Below are 17,666 nucleotides of genomic sequence, written 5' to 3'. Positions count from 1 at the left end.
CTGTGTATTAAACGGAAACACGGAGTAGGTACCGAGAGCTCCAACTTTTACGGTTATAACATTCATACGGCTATCAACCACACCCCCAATAATTCCCCATTGCGTACCAGTCCAATAAAATACACGTAGTTGTGATTCATTGATCTCCAACTCATTTCCGTTAATGGATTCAGGTTTACCATCATCATCATTATCGAGATACAAAAGCGTTAAAGTTGCAGGCTGACTAAACACCTTATCTCCGGGACCGAACTCATACGCAATCACCGGTATCCCGGCATTTACTGAGGTATCAATAGTACCTGTATTCCTTGAAGATGGCACCTCATCCGTGTTTTTTGTTGTGATAGAATAACTCGTGTATTTATCAGTTTCTGCGGTTACTACAATTTTTGTCTCTCCATCCGAACAATTACCATCACGTAGGATAACTTCCCCGGTACTGCCGGGTAATGTATTAACAGTATCACTGACAACAATCTTATGCGGTGACGATACATTCAAAACATTACCCGCAATAACGGTATCACCCGTACTGGCAACCGCATTACCTGCGGTATCATATACCGCGATATAGTAATACAGTTCAGTTTTATGACTGACACCATTAATTTCAAACTCTTTTATACCAGTACAATTAACCGCATTGCCGTATGTATGTGTGTGGGTTACCGCCGTCTCTCCATCCAGGAAGTACACCAAAGTTACGAATAAGACACCGTTATTATCATCAGCTGAATAAACAAATTTAATTTTATTGTAAAACATATTTATCTCACTAATAACCGTATGAGTCAACACAGGCATTGATACGTCAGAAGATACTGTTAAAACATCAGATCCCATCATATACCCGGTAATATCCTGGACATATAATTTAAAATAATAAGTCTTTGTATCATCCACACCTTTGACAAACCCCGTCGTACCGTTGTAGAGAGTAATAACTTCATCATACCCAGAATCAATTGATGTAGACATAAACACCTTGTATCCCAGAATATCAAGTTCGGTATTGGGAGACCATGCAAGCATTATTGTCCCTGTACTGCGGGTGAATGGATGAGAAAATACCCACTGCGGTTTCAATGGTACAGTATTACCCGTAAAACCGCATACTTGTAAAGTACTGATATTTAGTACAAACCGTGTATCAAACGAACTATTCCCAATATCATCATACGTTTTTAAAGCCCAGTAATATGTATCCCCGGGTATTAATCCGGAAATCTCAACCCCAAGTTTTACGCCATATCTAACCGTTGTACTGATAACAACCTCAACCTTTATATGTTCAACACTTACCGTCGAGAACGTTATTCCGTACCTCTCCGTAACAATACCGGTACTTATACTGATACCCACCGCAGATGATGATATGAATCCCCACCATGCGGAATAGTTACCAAACGCGGATAATGAGATTGTACTCCCATAAAGTTCATACTTACCATTTGTGACACTGCCAAAAGTTCCGTCATCCCCCGGCGCGGTCCATGTTAAGTACGCCATACCATCTCCAACTGATGAAGAAACTATAACCTCTAAATCCGTAACCTGCCCCGGTGCAATACCATCATTTTGTTTCCCTTTTGTAGGTATCGCGTAAACACGCCAATCAGTTTTAGCAATACCAACATCATCTGTATCAGATGACGTTATACTTCTCCCAAGCGATTTTTCAGTATTCCCGCCAGCCCAATCTGCAGCATACACTACACTTTTATCAGCACCTGACCATTGATGGTAAAACATTGCATCATCCCATATATTGTCCCAGAAAGGTTTTATCCCCTGTGAATACGCAACAAAATCCACTAAATTTCCACCGTTATCACGAAGAATTACTACGCCCTCAAACCCGCGAAGGTCAGCCTGTTCTAGATGCGCTACAATATACTCACCTGCAGCAATACTTATCTCCGGAAAGGTTTTGATTATTGATTGGCTTTCACTTCCTGATTTTATCCCGTATAATTTCCACCCTGATAAATTCACAGTGCTTATACTTGCGTTATACAATTCAACCCAATCCTTACCATCTGAACTCAACGGAACAATTTCATTGATTCTTATATTAGATCCGGCAATATCTGCCGCTACTGCCGATACCGTATTTGATATCACAGCATAGTTTGGCTGTTCATCTTCTGTTACTACCGCAACAAAATATGTTACACCCGGCTGCAGCCCGCCTATCTCATAACTCTCAGTTTCCCCCGAACCTTTTGGTAACCAAAATATATCATTAGCAGTATTATCTACTGACGCGTTATAACAATTATTTGCTTTCTCAATATCCGCGGAGGTTACTATCATATAAGTCGCATACCTAACAACGTATCCGCTTGCAGTATTAACAGTCCCGTCGTCCCCCACTGCCGTCCACTTAATCTTCACTGTTCCGCGGTTATCACCTTTTCTACAGTGTAAATCAGTAATCTTTGACGGGGCTGTAGTATCAGGTATTCGATTTTTCTTTCCCCGTGTGGGTAATCCCGGTGTCGGTGTTTTGGATAAGTGCCACTCAGTTTTTGATGGATTAGTACCGTCTGTAGAATCAGCATCACGCGATAATGCAGTATTTCTACTGCCATACTTATAATTTACCACCCAGGATTCGATCACCGCTTCATCAATAGTTTTCAACCCATGCCACTGTCCTGTTGATACCGCGAGATTGTATACCGACTGAAACGATGTTTTATTAGTCAATACACCATTCATATTTGCCCATGCAACAAAATCCAGCAGCTGCCCGGTATTTGATTTCAGAAATAAGCAATTATCACCGGAACTCAAACCATTTTTGTCAGTATAAATTTCGTAATACCCGTCTACAAACATTGGGTTAGACATATTACGGGGATAATTAAACCTTAACACAAGATACGACGTTGCGGGTAATGTCCAGTCACCCTCAAACTTTTCAAGGTATACATAACTGCTATACGCTAATTCATAGAATTCAAGGCCATATAAGTTAATACCATTCTCCGCAGGATTATATATCTCCACCCAATCATACCCATCGGAACTGGTTTGTTCCACCGCGAACTCATTAATTCTTAACTCATAACCCGTTAAGCCGGGTTCTGGAATAACTACCTCCGGAGGATAAGAAACGCTATTCGTAGATTTTGGAGTGGCATATATGGTATTACCATCTGCATCCGCAGAATTAAAATATTTTTTGTTGTTAGAAGCCCAGTTTGACGATATATCACCGGGAACACGCGTATTCACGCGTTCCATTGACTGTTTAGGCACTGTATTATTACCGCCATACCATGACACACATTCACAATTAACAGTATCAACAACATTTCCTGCGGGACTATACAGTACAAGTTTTTCACCGAAGGGGTTGTTACTAAGACTTACTCCTGCAACTATATCCGCCGTAACTGATGTTGCTGGTTCTGTATCTTCTATCAAATAATACCCGCCAGCAGAAATGGTACCCGTGAGTGTTATAGTTGACGTATTACTACAAAACTTCCATCCAGTAAGAGTAACTTGATTTGTAGTATTATTATAAAGTTCAACCCATTCATGCCGGTAATTCGCATCGGTACCCATCCATGCAACTTCGTTGATCACTAGATCAAGTACTTCAAAATTAACACTAGGCGGGTGGTCATCTGTAATCAACCGAAACGCAACATCGCGCTGGTACGCCGTTCCTGTTTCTGTGAGTACCTGCGTAGATTCGATGTATTTAACAAAAGTCCCTCCTAGTGTCCCTCCGTAAGTAGATGTATTGTACCTATTAGTTACCGACGTACTCCCACTGTTATTAGTTAATACATTAAGAGTATATGCATTACCAGTACCATAACTACCCGGTGATTTTAATGTAAGAAAATATTTTCTGTCCTTACAAAAAACCCGGCCGTAATAAAATTTTTGTGTAATCCATGAAAACGCTGTGGCAACCTCACTGGCAGCCGTTACCGGGCCGCTTTCTATCAGTATTGAATAATTATCCGGTCCACGAAGGTCGTAGTATAAAATATCAACCGGTATCCCCGATTTACGCAAGTATACAGAAAAACCTGTGAATTCCATGGTACTACTGTTTATTGTAAACGAATTCCCTGTTTGTGTTGCCCCTGAAATCTGGTATCCCGTTGACATACTGGTATTTGATTGTGTAGCATACGCATAAGGATTACCCCAAAATACCCCGTCTGTGAATTCCAGAATAAATACGGGTTGCAGATCCAATACCATCCAAGCTTGTGTGTTACCAAAACCATAACCCAAAACGTTCAAGCTATAATCTGTTTCCCCGGAAGACGGTATACTGTTATTATTGGGATACGTGGCATACGGGATTATGTAAGTTGAAGAATTAACCTCATACGGCGCATTTTCAATTGTTGTACTGATAACTACATGATACACCGCTCCGGAGGTGAGAGCAGTATTGGGAAGGTCAACAATAAACCATTTATTATTCCCGGTATCCGCTCCGGCTGCAAAATCAGTTGAGCAAACCAGTGTGTAAGGCACCCCGGCATTGTCATTGTATAGAGTAAGTTTATAGTACCTTAACTCTGCAGATGGATATTTAAGGTATACATGCACTTTATCAAGAACACTATTACCCGGGCAATGAAAACGATATGCTATAAGTTTATTGGACGCATCCAACCGAAAAGTATCAGACGTATGATTGATAACAAAACCATTGTCATCATAACCATAACTCCCGGCAGGTAGGTTAACCGTTGTAACAAAAAATATTGAAATACACAGTATTACTGTTTTTAACAGCAGCGACTCGCCCAGCATTAAGTAACCCCAAGTACGAACTATCCCCGAGTGTAAATATTCTCCAACGCGATTTCAGGTTTCATCTCGTCATCATTACTGTATTTATCTTTTATTTCTTCAATTTTATCAATTACCGAAAAAAACGCTTCCGCAACGTGTGAATCAAAATGTGTACCGACCGACACCTTAATTATTTCAACCGCTTTTTTATTTTCGAGAGCAGGTTTATACGGCCTCCGTGAGATCAACGCGTCGTATACATCAGCTATTGCGGCAATACGCCCGACTATCGGAATTTCTTTACCCTTCAACCCCTGTGGATACCCTGACCCATCAAATTTTTCGTGATGCGTCAACGCAATCTCCTGCGCCATTTGTATCAACGGAAAACTTGACCCTGCAAGAATTCTCGCACCGATGATCGTATGTTTTTTCATGATCTCAAATTCTTCCGGCAACAACTTCGTGGGTTTCAGCAGTATATTATCAGGGATACCGATTTTTCCGACGTCATGCATTGGCGACGCTTGTTCCAGCATATCAAGCTTCAACCCTTCCCATCCAAGCTCCTGCGCGATCAACCTGCTGTATTTACTTACACGCAAAATATGTTTCCCGGTCTCGTCATCACGGAATTCCGCGGCACGGAGCAACCTATTAATAATGTCCTGATGAAGCTTATCGATGTTAGCTAAAGCATCCTGCAACTCCTTTGTACGCTCATTAACCTTATTCTCAAGCTCATTCGCATGCGTAAGCAGGTAGTCAGAGTACTCTTTTGTAGCAAGAATATTACCAACCCTTAACTGGAGTTCAAGTTTTTCAACGGGTTTATTAATAAAATCATCCGCTCCAGCAGTCAAAGCTTCAATTCTAACCTCACGGTCGGAAAGGCCTGTCATAATGATTACAGGAATACCGTATTTCGATTTAATTTCTTTACAGAGATCTATACCATTAACGCCAGGCATCATGACATCCACCAAAACTAACCCCGGTTTTAAGTCAGAGATCATGCCTATAGCACTCCCAGGATTTGTGGTAAATACAGTATCATACCCTTTTGCGTTTAAGCAGGCTTGCATCAACTCTGCTGACTGCCTATCATCATCTACAATAACAATTTTTGTTTTCATATACCGTAATTTCTTCTAATAATATTTTACATAAAGAGATATGCCTGCGCAATAACAAAGATAGAACCCTACTCGTACCGGAGTGCTTCTATAGGATTAAGTTTTGCCGCTTTCCTTGCAGGCTGATACCCGAAGAACACACCGACTAACGCGGAGAATAAAAATGATAATACTACAGAACTCAGTGAAACGCTGGTCCGCCAGTTTAGTAATAACGATATTGCCCAGGAAAAAAATGTTCCCAGTATAATCCCCACAATCCCGCCGGTAAGGCTTATTACGATAGACTCCGCGAGAAACTGCAGCATAATATCCTTTTCTTTTGCACCCACCGCCATACGTATACCGATCTCGCGGGTACGTTCAGTTACGGATACCAACATAATATTCATTATCCCGATCCCGCCGACAAGTAAAGAAATTGATGCTATACTTCCCAACAATAACGTCATCACCTGCGCTGTGGAAGACGCCATGTTTGCGATATCTGTCTGGTTGCGTATAGAAAAATTATCTTCATCCTCAGGACGTAACTTATGACGTTGACGCAGGAGGTCACGTATCTGCTCCTGAGCAGGAACCATAAGGTCTTGAGTAACCGCAGAAACCATAAAAGTTAACCATCTTGTGCGCCCGGCAATACGTTTTTGCGCGGAAGTATAGGGTATCATCACAACATTATCCTGATCCTGCCCAAACGAAGACTGCCCTCTGGGAATAAGCGTACCTATAATCCTGAAAGGAACCTTTTTTATACGTATAATTTCGCCAACAGGATCCTGGCCTGTAGGGAAAAGCCTATCCGTCACTGTTTTACCTATAACACACACTTTCGCGGCGGTACGCACTTCCTGTTCACTAAGAAATTCGCCGGTAAACAACGGCCAGTCACGGATACTTAAGTAATCGGCATTACACCCGATAATCGACGCTGACCAGTTAAGGTTACCATACACAATCTGGTAAGACGTTTGTACAGTCGGGGATATATATCGTACATAAGAACATTCCGATGCAATAGCCGCTGCATCTTCATCAGTCAGGGATACACCTTGTGCCGCTCCTAATGACACACCTCCACGGTTAGGGCTTGATGGTGAAATAAATAAGATATTAACTCCCATACTCGCAATAGATGCACGGATTGATTCCTTTGCCCCCTGCCCAATAGCTACCATCGTGATAACCGATGCGACACCGATTATTATCCCTAGTGTTGTGAGAAAAGTACGTAACATATTACGCCGTAACGCACGGAATGCCAGTTGCAGTACCAAATATAAACTCATATACTATTATTTACCTATATCCTGTTACATCTGTATTCAAAGACTTTATAACCTCAGTTGCAACTAATCTATCGGGGATAGACTCATCCAATACAATCTTACCGTCACGGAAGACGACTTTACGTTTAGCGTACTGCGCAATATCATGCTCGTGTGTGACAATAATAATCGTGATACCCTTATCATTAAGCGCTTGAAAAATACTCATAATTTCTACACTGGTACGTGTATCAAGATTTCCTGTGGGTTCATCCGCCAAAATTATCGGTGTGTTATTCACCAACGCACGCGCAATTGCCACGCGTTGTTGTTCACCCCCGGACATCTGTGTAGTATAATTTTTCGCGCGTTTTGCGAGCCCGACGACCGCCAGGGCTTCTTTTGCGCGTTTATGGCGTTCTACCTTCGGGACATTATTGTACATCATCGGCAGTTCGACATTCTCCAAAGCCATTGTACGGGATAAAAGGTTAAAGTTCTGGAATACAAAACCAATTTTTTTATTTCTAACTTCCGCTAACTGGTCTTTATTAAGCTTTGCAGCGTCTATACCATCCAAAAAATAACTGCCGCTTGACGGGCTGTCCAAGCAGCCGATAATATTCATCATTGTAGACTTCCCTGAACCTGACGGGCCCATGATCGCTACAAACTCATTACATTTAACTTCAAACGATACACCGCGTAATGCATTGACTTTTATTTCACCGATATTGTAAATTTTGTGTACATCAGAAATCTTGATTACTAAACCGTTATCCATATATTATTATACTACCTACCGCCTCCCACCGAGACCACCCGGCATAAATGGCGAGGATTGTTGAGAGGAAACTCCTGTATTGCCTTTAAGCTTACCCATATATTCTTCAGTCACAACATCATCTCCAGCTTTAAGGTTCCCTGACAATATTTCGGAATATTTACCGTCAGTTATTCCAATTTCAATTTCAACACTTACCGGCTTACCGTTACGCAAAAGCCATATCTTAGGTAATGGCTTCTCTACAAACGGTATACCTGTAAGATCCTCATTACCCGACATTCCTAACGGTTTATCTTCCTTTGTTTTATCTAAACCTTTACGCTTACCCGCGCCACTGCGTTCACCTTGACGTTGCTTATCAGTACTGCTCTTAGTAGTAAAAGGTGTAGCGGCTTTAGCAGCAGCTACTGCTTGAGTTGTAGTTGCAGACGATATTTTATTTGTATACAACAGTTTACTCTCTGTCCCGCTATTCCCTTCATTATTTGAGATATACAGTGCAAGAGGTTTATACCGTAATGCTGCATTTGAAATCTTTAACACCCCCTGCCGGCGGTCAATAACAATAGTAACATTAGCAGTCATCCCGGGCCGCAGTTTCATCTGTTCATTCCTCACATTAATAATTACGTCGTAGGTAACAACATTCTGTGTTACCGTAGGAGAATACCTTACTTGCGCAACGATACCTAAAAACTTTTCTTCCGGGAACGCATCTACGGTAAAGAACACTTTTTGCCCGGGCTTAATCCCTCCGATATCCGCCTCGTCTACTGACGCGTTAATCTGCATTCTCTTAAGATCATTTGCAATATTAAACAATGTCGGTGCGGACAAATTCGCGGAAACAGTCTGCCCGGGGTCTATTCTTCTTAAAATAACCACCCCGTCAATCGGGGAACGTATTATTGTATAGGTTAAATTTGTCTTCGCCTGGTTAAGGCTTGACTCCGCCTGTTTCTGGTTTGCCAAGGAAAGTTCGTAATCAGTCTCTGCAGTATCAAGCTCACTTTGCGCAACAAGTTGTTTCTCAAATAACGCTTTTGTGCGGTCAAGTTTGCGTTTAGCTTCCTTAACATTAATCTGTGCCTTAGTTAATGCCGCTTCCGCATTTAATAACTGCGCATTAAGCGTTGCGGGATCTATCTCCGCTATAATATCACCTTGCTTCACCAGAGAATTATAATCAACATTAACCGCCTTAATCCTCCCGGAAATCTGGCTGCCTACTTCAACAAGTGTGACAGGGTTTAACGTACCGGTAGTAATTATACTCTTAATAATATTCCCGCTGGCTATTTTTACGGTTTTGTACTTTACCTTACGGTTTTCCTGTTGTTTATAAAACAAAAACGCGGTAAAGCTTCCAACCACCAGAATTCCAGCTATTCCCCAAATAATACCTTTCTTCATTTACTTTTTATACTCCATTTCACCACTACTTTTTTCGAGATTAACTTTTGCAGTGTAATAATCACACACTGCTTGTATATAACTATTCTCCACTGAGAATAATGACACCTGTGCGTCGGTAAGTTCGATAATAGACCCCACACCGTTGAAGTACCTCGCATCGGCAAGTTCCAACGCTTCCTTTGCCTGTTTAACAATCCCTTCAGTTGCGCGGATACGTTCCACTGCTTCTTCTAACACAGCATAATCCTGTTCAATATCCAGGATAATTGTTTGTATCAACGTTTCCTGGCTAGTCCGTACATTCTTCAGGTTAGTTTCAGATTCTCGGTATGCATTAATTTTGCTGAACCCCGTGAATATAGACATATTCAGGGATAACCCCAGTGACCATGTTTCATTAAGAGGAAACTCGCTCCCGCTCCATCTATACCCCCCGCTGGCATTAAGTGTCGGTAAAAATGCACGGACACTATTCCCAAGATTGATGACTGCAATTTTTTCACGGATTTTACTGGATAACCAGTCAACACGTTTCTTTAACGCAGCAGATTTCAGTTTTTCAATATCTTTTACTTCTTGAATTTCAAAATTTATATTATCATCAACAACATAACTCTCATTTTGTTTAGTTTTACCAATAGCGTTATTCAACGTTATATTAGCCAGCCTCAACTTATTCCTAGCTTTAATAAAATTCAACTTTGCATTACTAAGGTTTACTTCCGCTTTTGTTACATCATACTTCGGACGGTTACCCACTTCAAACAACGCGCGTGCACGGCCTAGATACTGTTCCATCTGTACAACATTTTTTTCCTGTAACTTCAGCGCTTGTTGAGCAAGCAAGCAACTATAATACGCCTGGGTTACGTTAACCTCAAGATTTTGCTGTGTGTTCAACATATCAAGTTTTTGGAGTTCAAGGTTAAGCTTTGCAATTTCAATTAATGCAGGGACACGCCCAAAGTCGTAAACCAATTGTGACGCGTTAAGCCCGGCACTATAACTTTCTGAATCCTTTTTCTCTACCCCCCCAGCCCGGGAGTATCCGCTGCTTAAACTAAAGTCAGGCAGGTAATCTGCTACAGCTTTGTTATAACGGTTGGTATAAATCTCAATATTTCCTTTTGAAGTCTTTAATGACGGGTGATGCTTCACCGCGAACATAAGGCAGTCTTGAAGGGTTAACACCGTTGTAATCGTACCCATAGAATTATTAACGGTATCCGCTGCGGAGCATTGTCTTGCGACTAAACATAATACCATAACTACTGACGCTATCACCAACTTTTTGATCACAATACTGTTTCCATACCTCACTTTTTCATTTATCAAATCAGTAAATTCTATCATATTTAATTAGACATTTCCTTTACTCAATAAGTTTACATACTGTTTTTTAGCAATACACAATTTGACATTACTACAGTAATTAACATAGAATAACTATTGTTATGGAAGAAATACTTAAGTTTTTACACAAAATACCAATATTCAAACCATTGAATGAAGACGAACTAAAATATTTTGCCACACTACTCGAAGAAGAACATTTTGAAGAAAACAGTGTTATCTTTAAAGAAGGCGATCCCGGTGACCGTATGTACATAATAGAATCTGGTATTGTGGACATAAAAAAACTTATTCCCTCCCGTGAAACCGGTGAAACACTTACGCTTACACGGTTACACGCGGGTAATATCTTCGGTGAGTTCACATTATTTGACCATAAATCCCGTTCCGCAACTTCAATAGCGTTTTTTGAAAGCAAACTCTATTCGTTGAACACAAAATCTATTGATAAACTAGTAAAAGAACAACCTGTACTCGCGACAAAATTTTTTTTGCAGGTAATCACCGACCTGGTCTCCAAACTACGTTCAACAGATGATACTATCAAAGACTTAAGTAAACGCCTGTTAGGCATGTAAAAAACACATTTCCTTATATGCACACAAAAAAATATATTCGAACCGCACTCACGGTACTAACCTTTTTGGTACTAACCGCTTCACAGGGCTGTACCGAAAACCTGCCGGTACGTAAAACCACTGTCGCAGGGCAGTTTTACCCCGACAGCAAAGCGGACCTCGAACAAATGATTGAATATTTTATGTCCAACGCGCTGCAGAAGCAATTACCTGGAACAATCACAGCGTTATTATCCCCTCACGCGGGCTACATTTTCTCCGGGGGTATCGCTGCGTATGCGTATAATCAGGTAAAAGGTAAAACTTACGATACGGTAATTATCATTGGATTGTCACATAGATACTCTTTGGAGAACATCGCAGCTGTGTATCCCAAAGGAAAATTTGAAACCCCGCTTGGTTATATAGAAATAGACAATATCTTAGCCGAGAAAATAATAAACAAATCCAATAACCTTATAAAACCACTCCCTGCAGCACATAATAACGAGCATTCAATCGAAGTCCAGCTACCTTTTATCCAAAAAGTATTACCTGGCACAAAAATAGTGCCTATACTCATTGGAAACCCTGGAACAGATATTTCATCGCAGATCGGTACTGCAATCGGCGAAGCCGTTAAAGAAGAAAAGAAACGCGTACTTCTGATAGGTTCAACAGATATGTCACACTACCCAAAATATGAGGATGCGCAAACTGTTGATACCGGAGTACTAAAAGCATTAGAATCTTTTGATATAAACCAAATCAACAGTTATATCCGTTCAGTTGAGACAAAAAACATACCAAACCTCCACTGTGTTTTTTGTGGGGAAGGCGTGGTTTATGCGATAACTACCGCCTCCAAAGTTTTAGGTGCTGACACAATAAAAATCTTAACCTACGCGAACTCCGGTGACGTACCGAAGTACGGGAATAAAGACAGTGTTGTTGGCTATACCGCTGCGGTATACCTAAAATCAGGTAAAAAAAATATTATTAACAAAGGAGCACAACCTGTGATGAAAAAAGAATTTAGTGTATCCGTAGAAGCGCAAACCGAACTATTACGCCTGGCACGGGAAAGTATTACTCAGGCACTGGATAACAAACAAATGAAATACACACCAAAACTTGATGAACTAAAAAACCAGGCTGCGGTATTCGTAACCTTACGCACAGGCACTGGCCTCCGCGGTTGTATCGGCACCACAACTCCGCAAGAGGAATTGTACAAAGCTGTAATCCATATGGCACAAGCCGCTGCGTTTGAAGACACCAGATTCACTCCGGTAACCAAAGATGAGTTAACAAAAATATCAATTGAAATTTCTGTACTCTCACCGTTAAAACAATCCGCGGTTGATGACATTATTCCCAATAAAACCGGTGTTTTGGTACGTAAAGGTATGCGGGGCGGGTTATATCTTCCTCAAGTATGGGATGAAACCGGATGGAATACTGAACAGTTTATGTCCTCCTTATGCGCGCATAAAGCTGGCCTACCTCCGGATGCATGGAAAAAGGATGGGACGGATATTTATACTTTCACGGTATTCCCGTTTGAGGAACACGGGAAGTAAGTCTTAAAACTATTTCTTCGCAGCTATTTTTGCTTTAGCCGCTAGTTTCTGGCGTTTAACGCGTCTATGATGCCGTTGACGTATCTGAAACCTTCTTTTTGCCTGCGGGCTCTTTGCTCTGCTACCCATAATCGTTCAAACTCCTCCGTCTTTCTTAAGTAATAATTATTAATTCTCTACATTACTGACAATCATTCTATACTTTTAATCACTGAAAAGTCAACTCCCGAGGTGTAATAAGCAGTTGCTTAATAATTTTATGTATAATTAAACAAAGTTAAATTTAGTATGGAGGGATTACAAAATATGGATCAATTAAAACTAACCTTCCCCCCGGCGATACCGTTAATAGGCGATTATGGCCCGTTAATGTTTGGCGGATGCGGGTCAAAGTTCCGTGTAATAAAAACATCGGATGGCGAGCATAAAATAATCTGTGGCGGCGTTGGTGCTGAAACCGCACCGATACGGTTATTTGAACATAAGAAGGATTCGAAAAACCGTGACCAGTATGTCCAAACAAAAATATTAGTCCCGGAAACACCAGATTATATTGTAACGCCTACAATAATAAATTACTCCGGTAACGGGACAAACGATCTTATCCTTAATACCCGTAATTCGATACTCTACCTTGCCCGAGCAAAATCAAAAGAAATATTTCCAGAGTATCACCCGGTAGAACCCCTGCGCGATGTTGATGGAAAAATATTTTCAATTGAATACCGGCATCCTGCATTCGAAATGGACACACTTAACGGTTATATAGACGAAAGATTCTATAACTATTTGTTAGTTGAGGTTATTGACTGGTTTGGCGATGGAGGACGGGATCTTATAATCGGCGACCAAACTGGCGTAATATGGTTACTTGAGGACAAGTCGCAAGGCCGCGGAACTCCTCAATATACAGGGGAACACTACCATAAAAACAAGCGTAAAGATGATTCGTCCCTACCATCGTTTACATTATCCAAGCTTGATCCCTTAGCAAAAAGCGAAATATTCTCGCGTCCAACAACAATGCTTAAAGACCACGAAGGAAATGTCATACGCGTAGGTAAGGGCGTTTGGGGTGCAAAAGATATTGACGGCTTCTTTGCTAAACCGCATATCGTAGACTGGGATTCTGATGGTAAACCGGACATTCTCATCGCATGCGGCGACCGTAAAAAATCCGGGATCTTGTTTTACCGCAACATTGGGACTGCGAAAGACGGCACACCATTACTAAAGAACGAGGGGTTTTTATCAGACAGTGACGGTAATCGCATTTACGCATTTTTTCATGACTATATTGCAGCATTGGACTGGTTCAATGACGGGAAAAAACATTTACTTGCCGGTGATGGCGGTAAAATCAGGATTTACAAAAATATCTCACTGGATTTACACACACCAAAACTCAAGCTAGACAGTTACCTATGCCAGGAAAATGTTACTCTCTCAATGGCCACAAAACTAATAATCCGAGATTTTAACAATGACGGCCGTCCTGATATTATGGAAGGCGGCCACGGTATACAGATATGGTACAACATCAGTACTGACCATTCCAAACCCGTTTTCAACCCGTACCCCGAACAATTAGTTGATGATACAGGATCTCCGATCCACACGATTGGCGAGACTGACCCTACGGGATATGAAGAATTTACCAACGAATCACCTTTTATAACAGACTGGGATAATGACGGAGTTGACGACCTCATTATTGGCGGTGATACCGGCCATATATACTTTTTTAAAGGCCACCGAACTGAAGACGGTACGTTCCCAAAAAAATTTACCCCCTGCGGGCGTATAAAAGATATCAACGGCCACGAAATTAAGCATCACAACCGTGCGTATTGCTGTTTACTCGACGTTGATGGTGATAGCTTAGACGAATTGGTAATCAGTGGTGCGACATACCAGCTCGGACACAAGACTGACCCTAATCCAGGCGGAAAACTTGTATGGCACAAAATCATCCGTACACCGGGAACCTATCCTGTACTATCTGAACCACACCCTTTTATCGTTGATGGCAGCGAAGTATTAATAAAACAAAACCATAATTCTAGGATAAACTCCGGTGATTTTGATAACGACGGAAATATAGAACTTTTATTAGTAACCAACGCGCTGGGTAACCGTATTATACGTCATACTGACACTAACGGCATACGTGAATGGCATTACGCCGAGAGATTACCAAAAATGTTTTACTTCGGCTGCCCAGGCGACATTGACTGTGACGGATGGACAGAATTTGTTCATGGCGGCGGTGAACACGGCCCCGGGTTTTATCATCCTAACCCATGGAAAAGATAGTTAATAATACACGCATTACTTTATTCCGGCAAGTTCTTTCCGGCAATTAGTACCGCATATCTCGTGGAATAACGCCAGTGTTTCCCGTACAGTACGTTCAACACTCACCTGTTCAGTCATATCAAGTGCCGCACGGATCATTTTAACCCGGTTTGTTTTATTCCGGTAGTTATCAGTAAACTGTTCAATTGCTGACAGTAACGACTCTGAGGTAGGCTGGTCATCTTGATAATGTACCTGGAACCCGTTTGGCATTTTTCCATTATTATTCTCCCCATTAGCAAAAATAACGGATTCCGGTATTGCACCATCGCTGCACGCGATTATAATCCCGCCATTAAGCTGCGCTTTCATAAATCCCGTAGCAGACGCTTCTCTTCCCGCATCGGATATCATTATACTAGCATCCGCACCATGGAACATCTTGGGTGCTTCCCATACATTGTAATTATCCAACACAACAATTTGTTCTTCAAGCCTGGGATATACTGCCACCTGGTCCAGTAAGTCAAAAATAATCCTTCTGGAAAGATCATCCTGCTGATGTATCCTTCCTCCGATAATGATAGTAGCCTGTGTGGCAATCAACCGTTGCGCAAACGCACGGTTTTTAAGCATCTGCGACAAAATATCCATCCGTTTGTAACTCGTAATCCTGCGTGACCACACGATCATCGGCCTTTGTTTTGCAAGCTCACGCCATTTTGACCATAGTTTGTACCGGAACCACACCCAGTCCGCAAGTTCGTTCTTCATACGGTCTTTAACAGCAATAATTTCGTCGTCACTCATATTTTTGTAATTAGCCAACTCCGGGCATTGCCAGTATTTCACGCTGACACCGTTGGTAACCGTTTGAATTTTTTTTGCAAACTTCTTCAAGGTTGGCATCTGACGCATAACATCCCCGTGTTTTGCAGCAACGCCGTATACGCCTTCACATATGAATATCAACAACTGCGTGATATCAACCTTATGAAGTTCCTTATCTTCATGAAGTTTCTTGTAGTAATGAGGATCTATATGCACCTGTTTCAAAGTATCAATTGTCCACATTGGATGCGCATACTCTAACGGTGTATGGTCATTGAACACATACTTTGTATCTTCGAACAACGGATCATGCTGAAACTCGTCGGTAATCAACGCGTTATGCGCAAATATTGTTGGGGTTTCGCTCATCACAATAAAATCAGGTTTTTGGTTAAGATACTTCATTAACGTCAGCATCCCGCGGCCAAGCAGCCAGCTTTGTTTTCTCCTTGCGGTTTCTGCCCATTCCACAGGATCCGCAACTTTTGCCAATGCATCCTCTTTCCCGGGATACACACTGATATTAATCTCCGGCTCATCAAGAAAATACATCTTTGCGTTACCATACTCCGCAAGCCATACACGCGTAGGTACCGTTGTACCGTCATACATCTTAATATTTATGGTTGCAACTTCCTTCATCACCTGCCGCAGGTATGACGCTACTTTCACGCGTTCAAGATATAATTGTCCCCAGTTATACCACCGCTGTTTCCATACCCGGTCGTATAATAAACTCACGCCTATAACATTAACTCCAAGATTAGACATAGCAACCATACGTTCCCGCAGTAGCGGCCCGATTCCTCCAACAGAAGTTGACATTGCAGCATGCCGTGCAACATTGTGGTTAAACTGTTTATTGAGTTCATCAAGAATTTCAGGGGTGAGAGCAACTTCCATTGCAACTTCTACTACCGTCCGGCCTTTAAACTGTTCGATATTAACTTCTTCTTTTGACATCTTTACAACAACTCCGTCTTCTTATCCGCTAAGTGAGCACCAACAAAACTACACAAGTTGCTAATTATATAAAGAGAACACGCAATATTCAAGATTTACATTACAACATTATCTTATGATATACAGGCTCAAGTTACTATTTTTCACCTAACAATGCCAACGGAAACCGCGCAACCCGGATCTTAGCATACCTTTTTCTTACCCATGATTCGAACATACATAAAACCATCCCGTCATTCAGTTGAGTAAGACACGAGTACGCGCTTGGGCCGGGATATACAACTTTTTTTAGCGGCCAGGTTTTGCAATCATCATAACTAATCTGTATTGTCATCTTAATACGTTCTTTAGAATCTGCAGCGTTTGAAAACAGTATCGCATACGGTTGTTTTTCTTCACCGGTACGTATACGCAACGTACTTGCCTGGCATACAGGATCAGGTAAAGGCGTGTTATACTCTATCTTTGGCCAGGTAATACCTCCATCAGTACTCCACGCAAACGCGCGGGTACCGCATTTACTACTCCTGCTGTTCATCAGCAATGAACCATCAGATAGTTCTACCACCTGGCATTCATTCATCTTCGGGTACATCGTTCCTCCGAGGAGCCATGTCTTACCATGATCGTCACTATAGACAATATGTGAACCTCCATACCGTGTTTTCCCGTCAGATTCAACTTCACTATAA

Annotated in this window: 11 protein-coding genes; 3 read left to right on the top strand and 8 right to left on the bottom strand. The window is 41.5% G+C overall.

Annotated features, from left to right (window positions below; genetic code table 11):
• From WC955_10705 to WC955_10680, 6 genes are all read right to left on the bottom strand, one after another.
• Positions 1-4,800: lamin tail domain-containing protein (locus WC955_10705; GenBank protein MFA5859517.1), on the bottom strand; the 4,800-nt coding region annotated here is incomplete at its 3' end.
• Positions 4,801-4,820: 20 nt separating this feature from the next.
• Positions 4,821-5,918 (bottom strand): HD domain-containing phosphohydrolase, encoded by a 1,098-nt coding sequence (locus WC955_10700; GenBank protein MFA5859516.1) that lies wholly within the window; start codon positions 5,916-5,918, stop codon positions 4,821-4,823.
• A 68-nt stretch (positions 5,919-5,986) separates the two neighbouring features.
• Entirely contained in the window at positions 5,987-7,207 is a 1,221-nt protein-coding gene (locus WC955_10695; protein ID MFA5859515.1) for an ABC transporter permease, read from the bottom strand.
• 10 nt (positions 7,208-7,217) lie between these two features.
• Positions 7,218-7,970, bottom strand: coding sequence for an ABC transporter ATP-binding protein (locus tag WC955_10690; protein ID MFA5859514.1), 753 nt, complete (start codon positions 7,968-7,970; stop codon positions 7,218-7,220).
• Between the two features lie 15 nt (positions 7,971-7,985).
• Positions 7,986-9,386, bottom strand: a complete 1,401-nt coding sequence (locus tag WC955_10685; GenBank protein MFA5859513.1) for an efflux RND transporter periplasmic adaptor subunit — start codon at positions 9,384-9,386, stop codon at positions 7,986-7,988.
• Positions 9,387-10,742 (bottom strand): TolC family protein, encoded by a 1,356-nt coding sequence (locus WC955_10680; GenBank protein MFA5859512.1) that lies wholly within the window; start codon positions 10,740-10,742, stop codon positions 9,387-9,389. It abuts the gene before it with no gap.
• Positions 10,743-10,843: 101 nt separating this feature from the next.
• Here WC955_10680 and WC955_10675 point away from each other — a divergent pair, with 101 nt between their 5' ends.
• The 3 genes from WC955_10675 to WC955_10665 all read left to right on the top strand — a co-directional run bounded on the left by WC955_10675 (position 10,844) and on the right by WC955_10665 (position 15,198).
• Positions 10,844-11,320, top strand: a complete 477-nt coding sequence (locus WC955_10675; protein MFA5859511.1) for a cyclic nucleotide-binding domain-containing protein — start codon at positions 10,844-10,846, stop codon at positions 11,318-11,320.
• Between the two features lie 17 nt (positions 11,321-11,337).
• Positions 11,338-12,882: an AmmeMemoRadiSam system protein B gene (gene amrB, locus WC955_10670; protein ID MFA5859510.1), complete on the top strand. Its 1,545-nt coding sequence runs from the start codon at positions 11,338-11,340 to the stop codon at positions 12,880-12,882.
• A 306-nt stretch (positions 12,883-13,188) separates the two neighbouring features.
• Positions 13,189-15,198 carry a hypothetical protein gene (locus WC955_10665; GenBank protein MFA5859509.1) on the top strand — a complete coding sequence of 670 codons (2,010 nt, stop codon included), beginning with the start codon at positions 13,189-13,191 and terminating at the stop codon, positions 15,196-15,198.
• Between the two features lie 15 nt (positions 15,199-15,213).
• Here the strand turns inward: WC955_10665 and WC955_10660 are convergent, their stop codons facing one another.
• Both WC955_10660 and WC955_10655 read right to left on the bottom strand, forming a co-directional pair.
• Positions 15,214-16,974, bottom strand: coding sequence for a glycogen/starch/alpha-glucan phosphorylase (locus WC955_10660; GenBank protein MFA5859508.1), 1,761 nt, complete (start codon positions 16,972-16,974; stop codon positions 15,214-15,216).
• Positions 16,975-17,110: 136 nt separating this feature from the next.
• On the bottom strand, positions 17,111-17,666 hold a 556-nt coding region (locus WC955_10655), incomplete at its 5' end, for a sialidase family protein (protein ID MFA5859507.1).

It is taken from the genome of Elusimicrobiota bacterium (genome assembly GCA_041658405.1).
GTDB lineage: Bacteria > Elusimicrobiota > UBA5214 > JBBAAG01 > JBBAAG01 > JBBAAG01.
The sequence above is the reverse complement of the archived record's forward strand: the minus strand, read 5'-3'. Positions and strand labels throughout refer to the sequence as shown.

Bases quoted from the DNA above. Each gene is read 5' to 3' on its own strand.
- WC955_10680 (MFA5859512.1), bottom strand. From the start codon at position 10,742: ATGATAGAATTTACTGATTTGATAAATGAAAAAGTGAGGTATGGAAAC.
- WC955_10700 (MFA5859516.1), bottom strand. From the start codon at position 5,918: ATGAAAACAAAAATTGTTATTGTAGATGATGATAGGCAGTCAGCAGAG.
- amrB (MFA5859510.1), top strand. From the start codon at position 11,338: ATGCACACAAAAAAATATATTCGAACCGCACTCACGGTACTAACCTTT.
- WC955_10685 (MFA5859513.1), bottom strand. From the start codon at position 9,386: ATGAAGAAAGGTATTATTTGGGGAATAGCTGGAATTCTGGTGGTTGGA.
- WC955_10660 (MFA5859508.1), bottom strand. From the start codon at position 16,974: ATGTCAAAAGAAGAAGTTAATATCGAACAGTTTAAAGGCCGGACGGTA.
- WC955_10675 (MFA5859511.1), top strand. From the start codon at position 10,844: ATGGAAGAAATACTTAAGTTTTTACACAAAATACCAATATTCAAACCA.
- WC955_10665 (MFA5859509.1), top strand. From the start codon at position 13,189: ATGGATCAATTAAAACTAACCTTCCCCCCGGCGATACCGTTAATAGGC.
- WC955_10690 (MFA5859514.1), bottom strand. From the start codon at position 7,970: ATGGATAACGGTTTAGTAATCAAGATTTCTGATGTACACAAAATTTAC.
- WC955_10695 (MFA5859515.1), bottom strand. From the start codon at position 7,207: ATGAGTTTATATTTGGTACTGCAACTGGCATTCCGTGCGTTACGGCGT.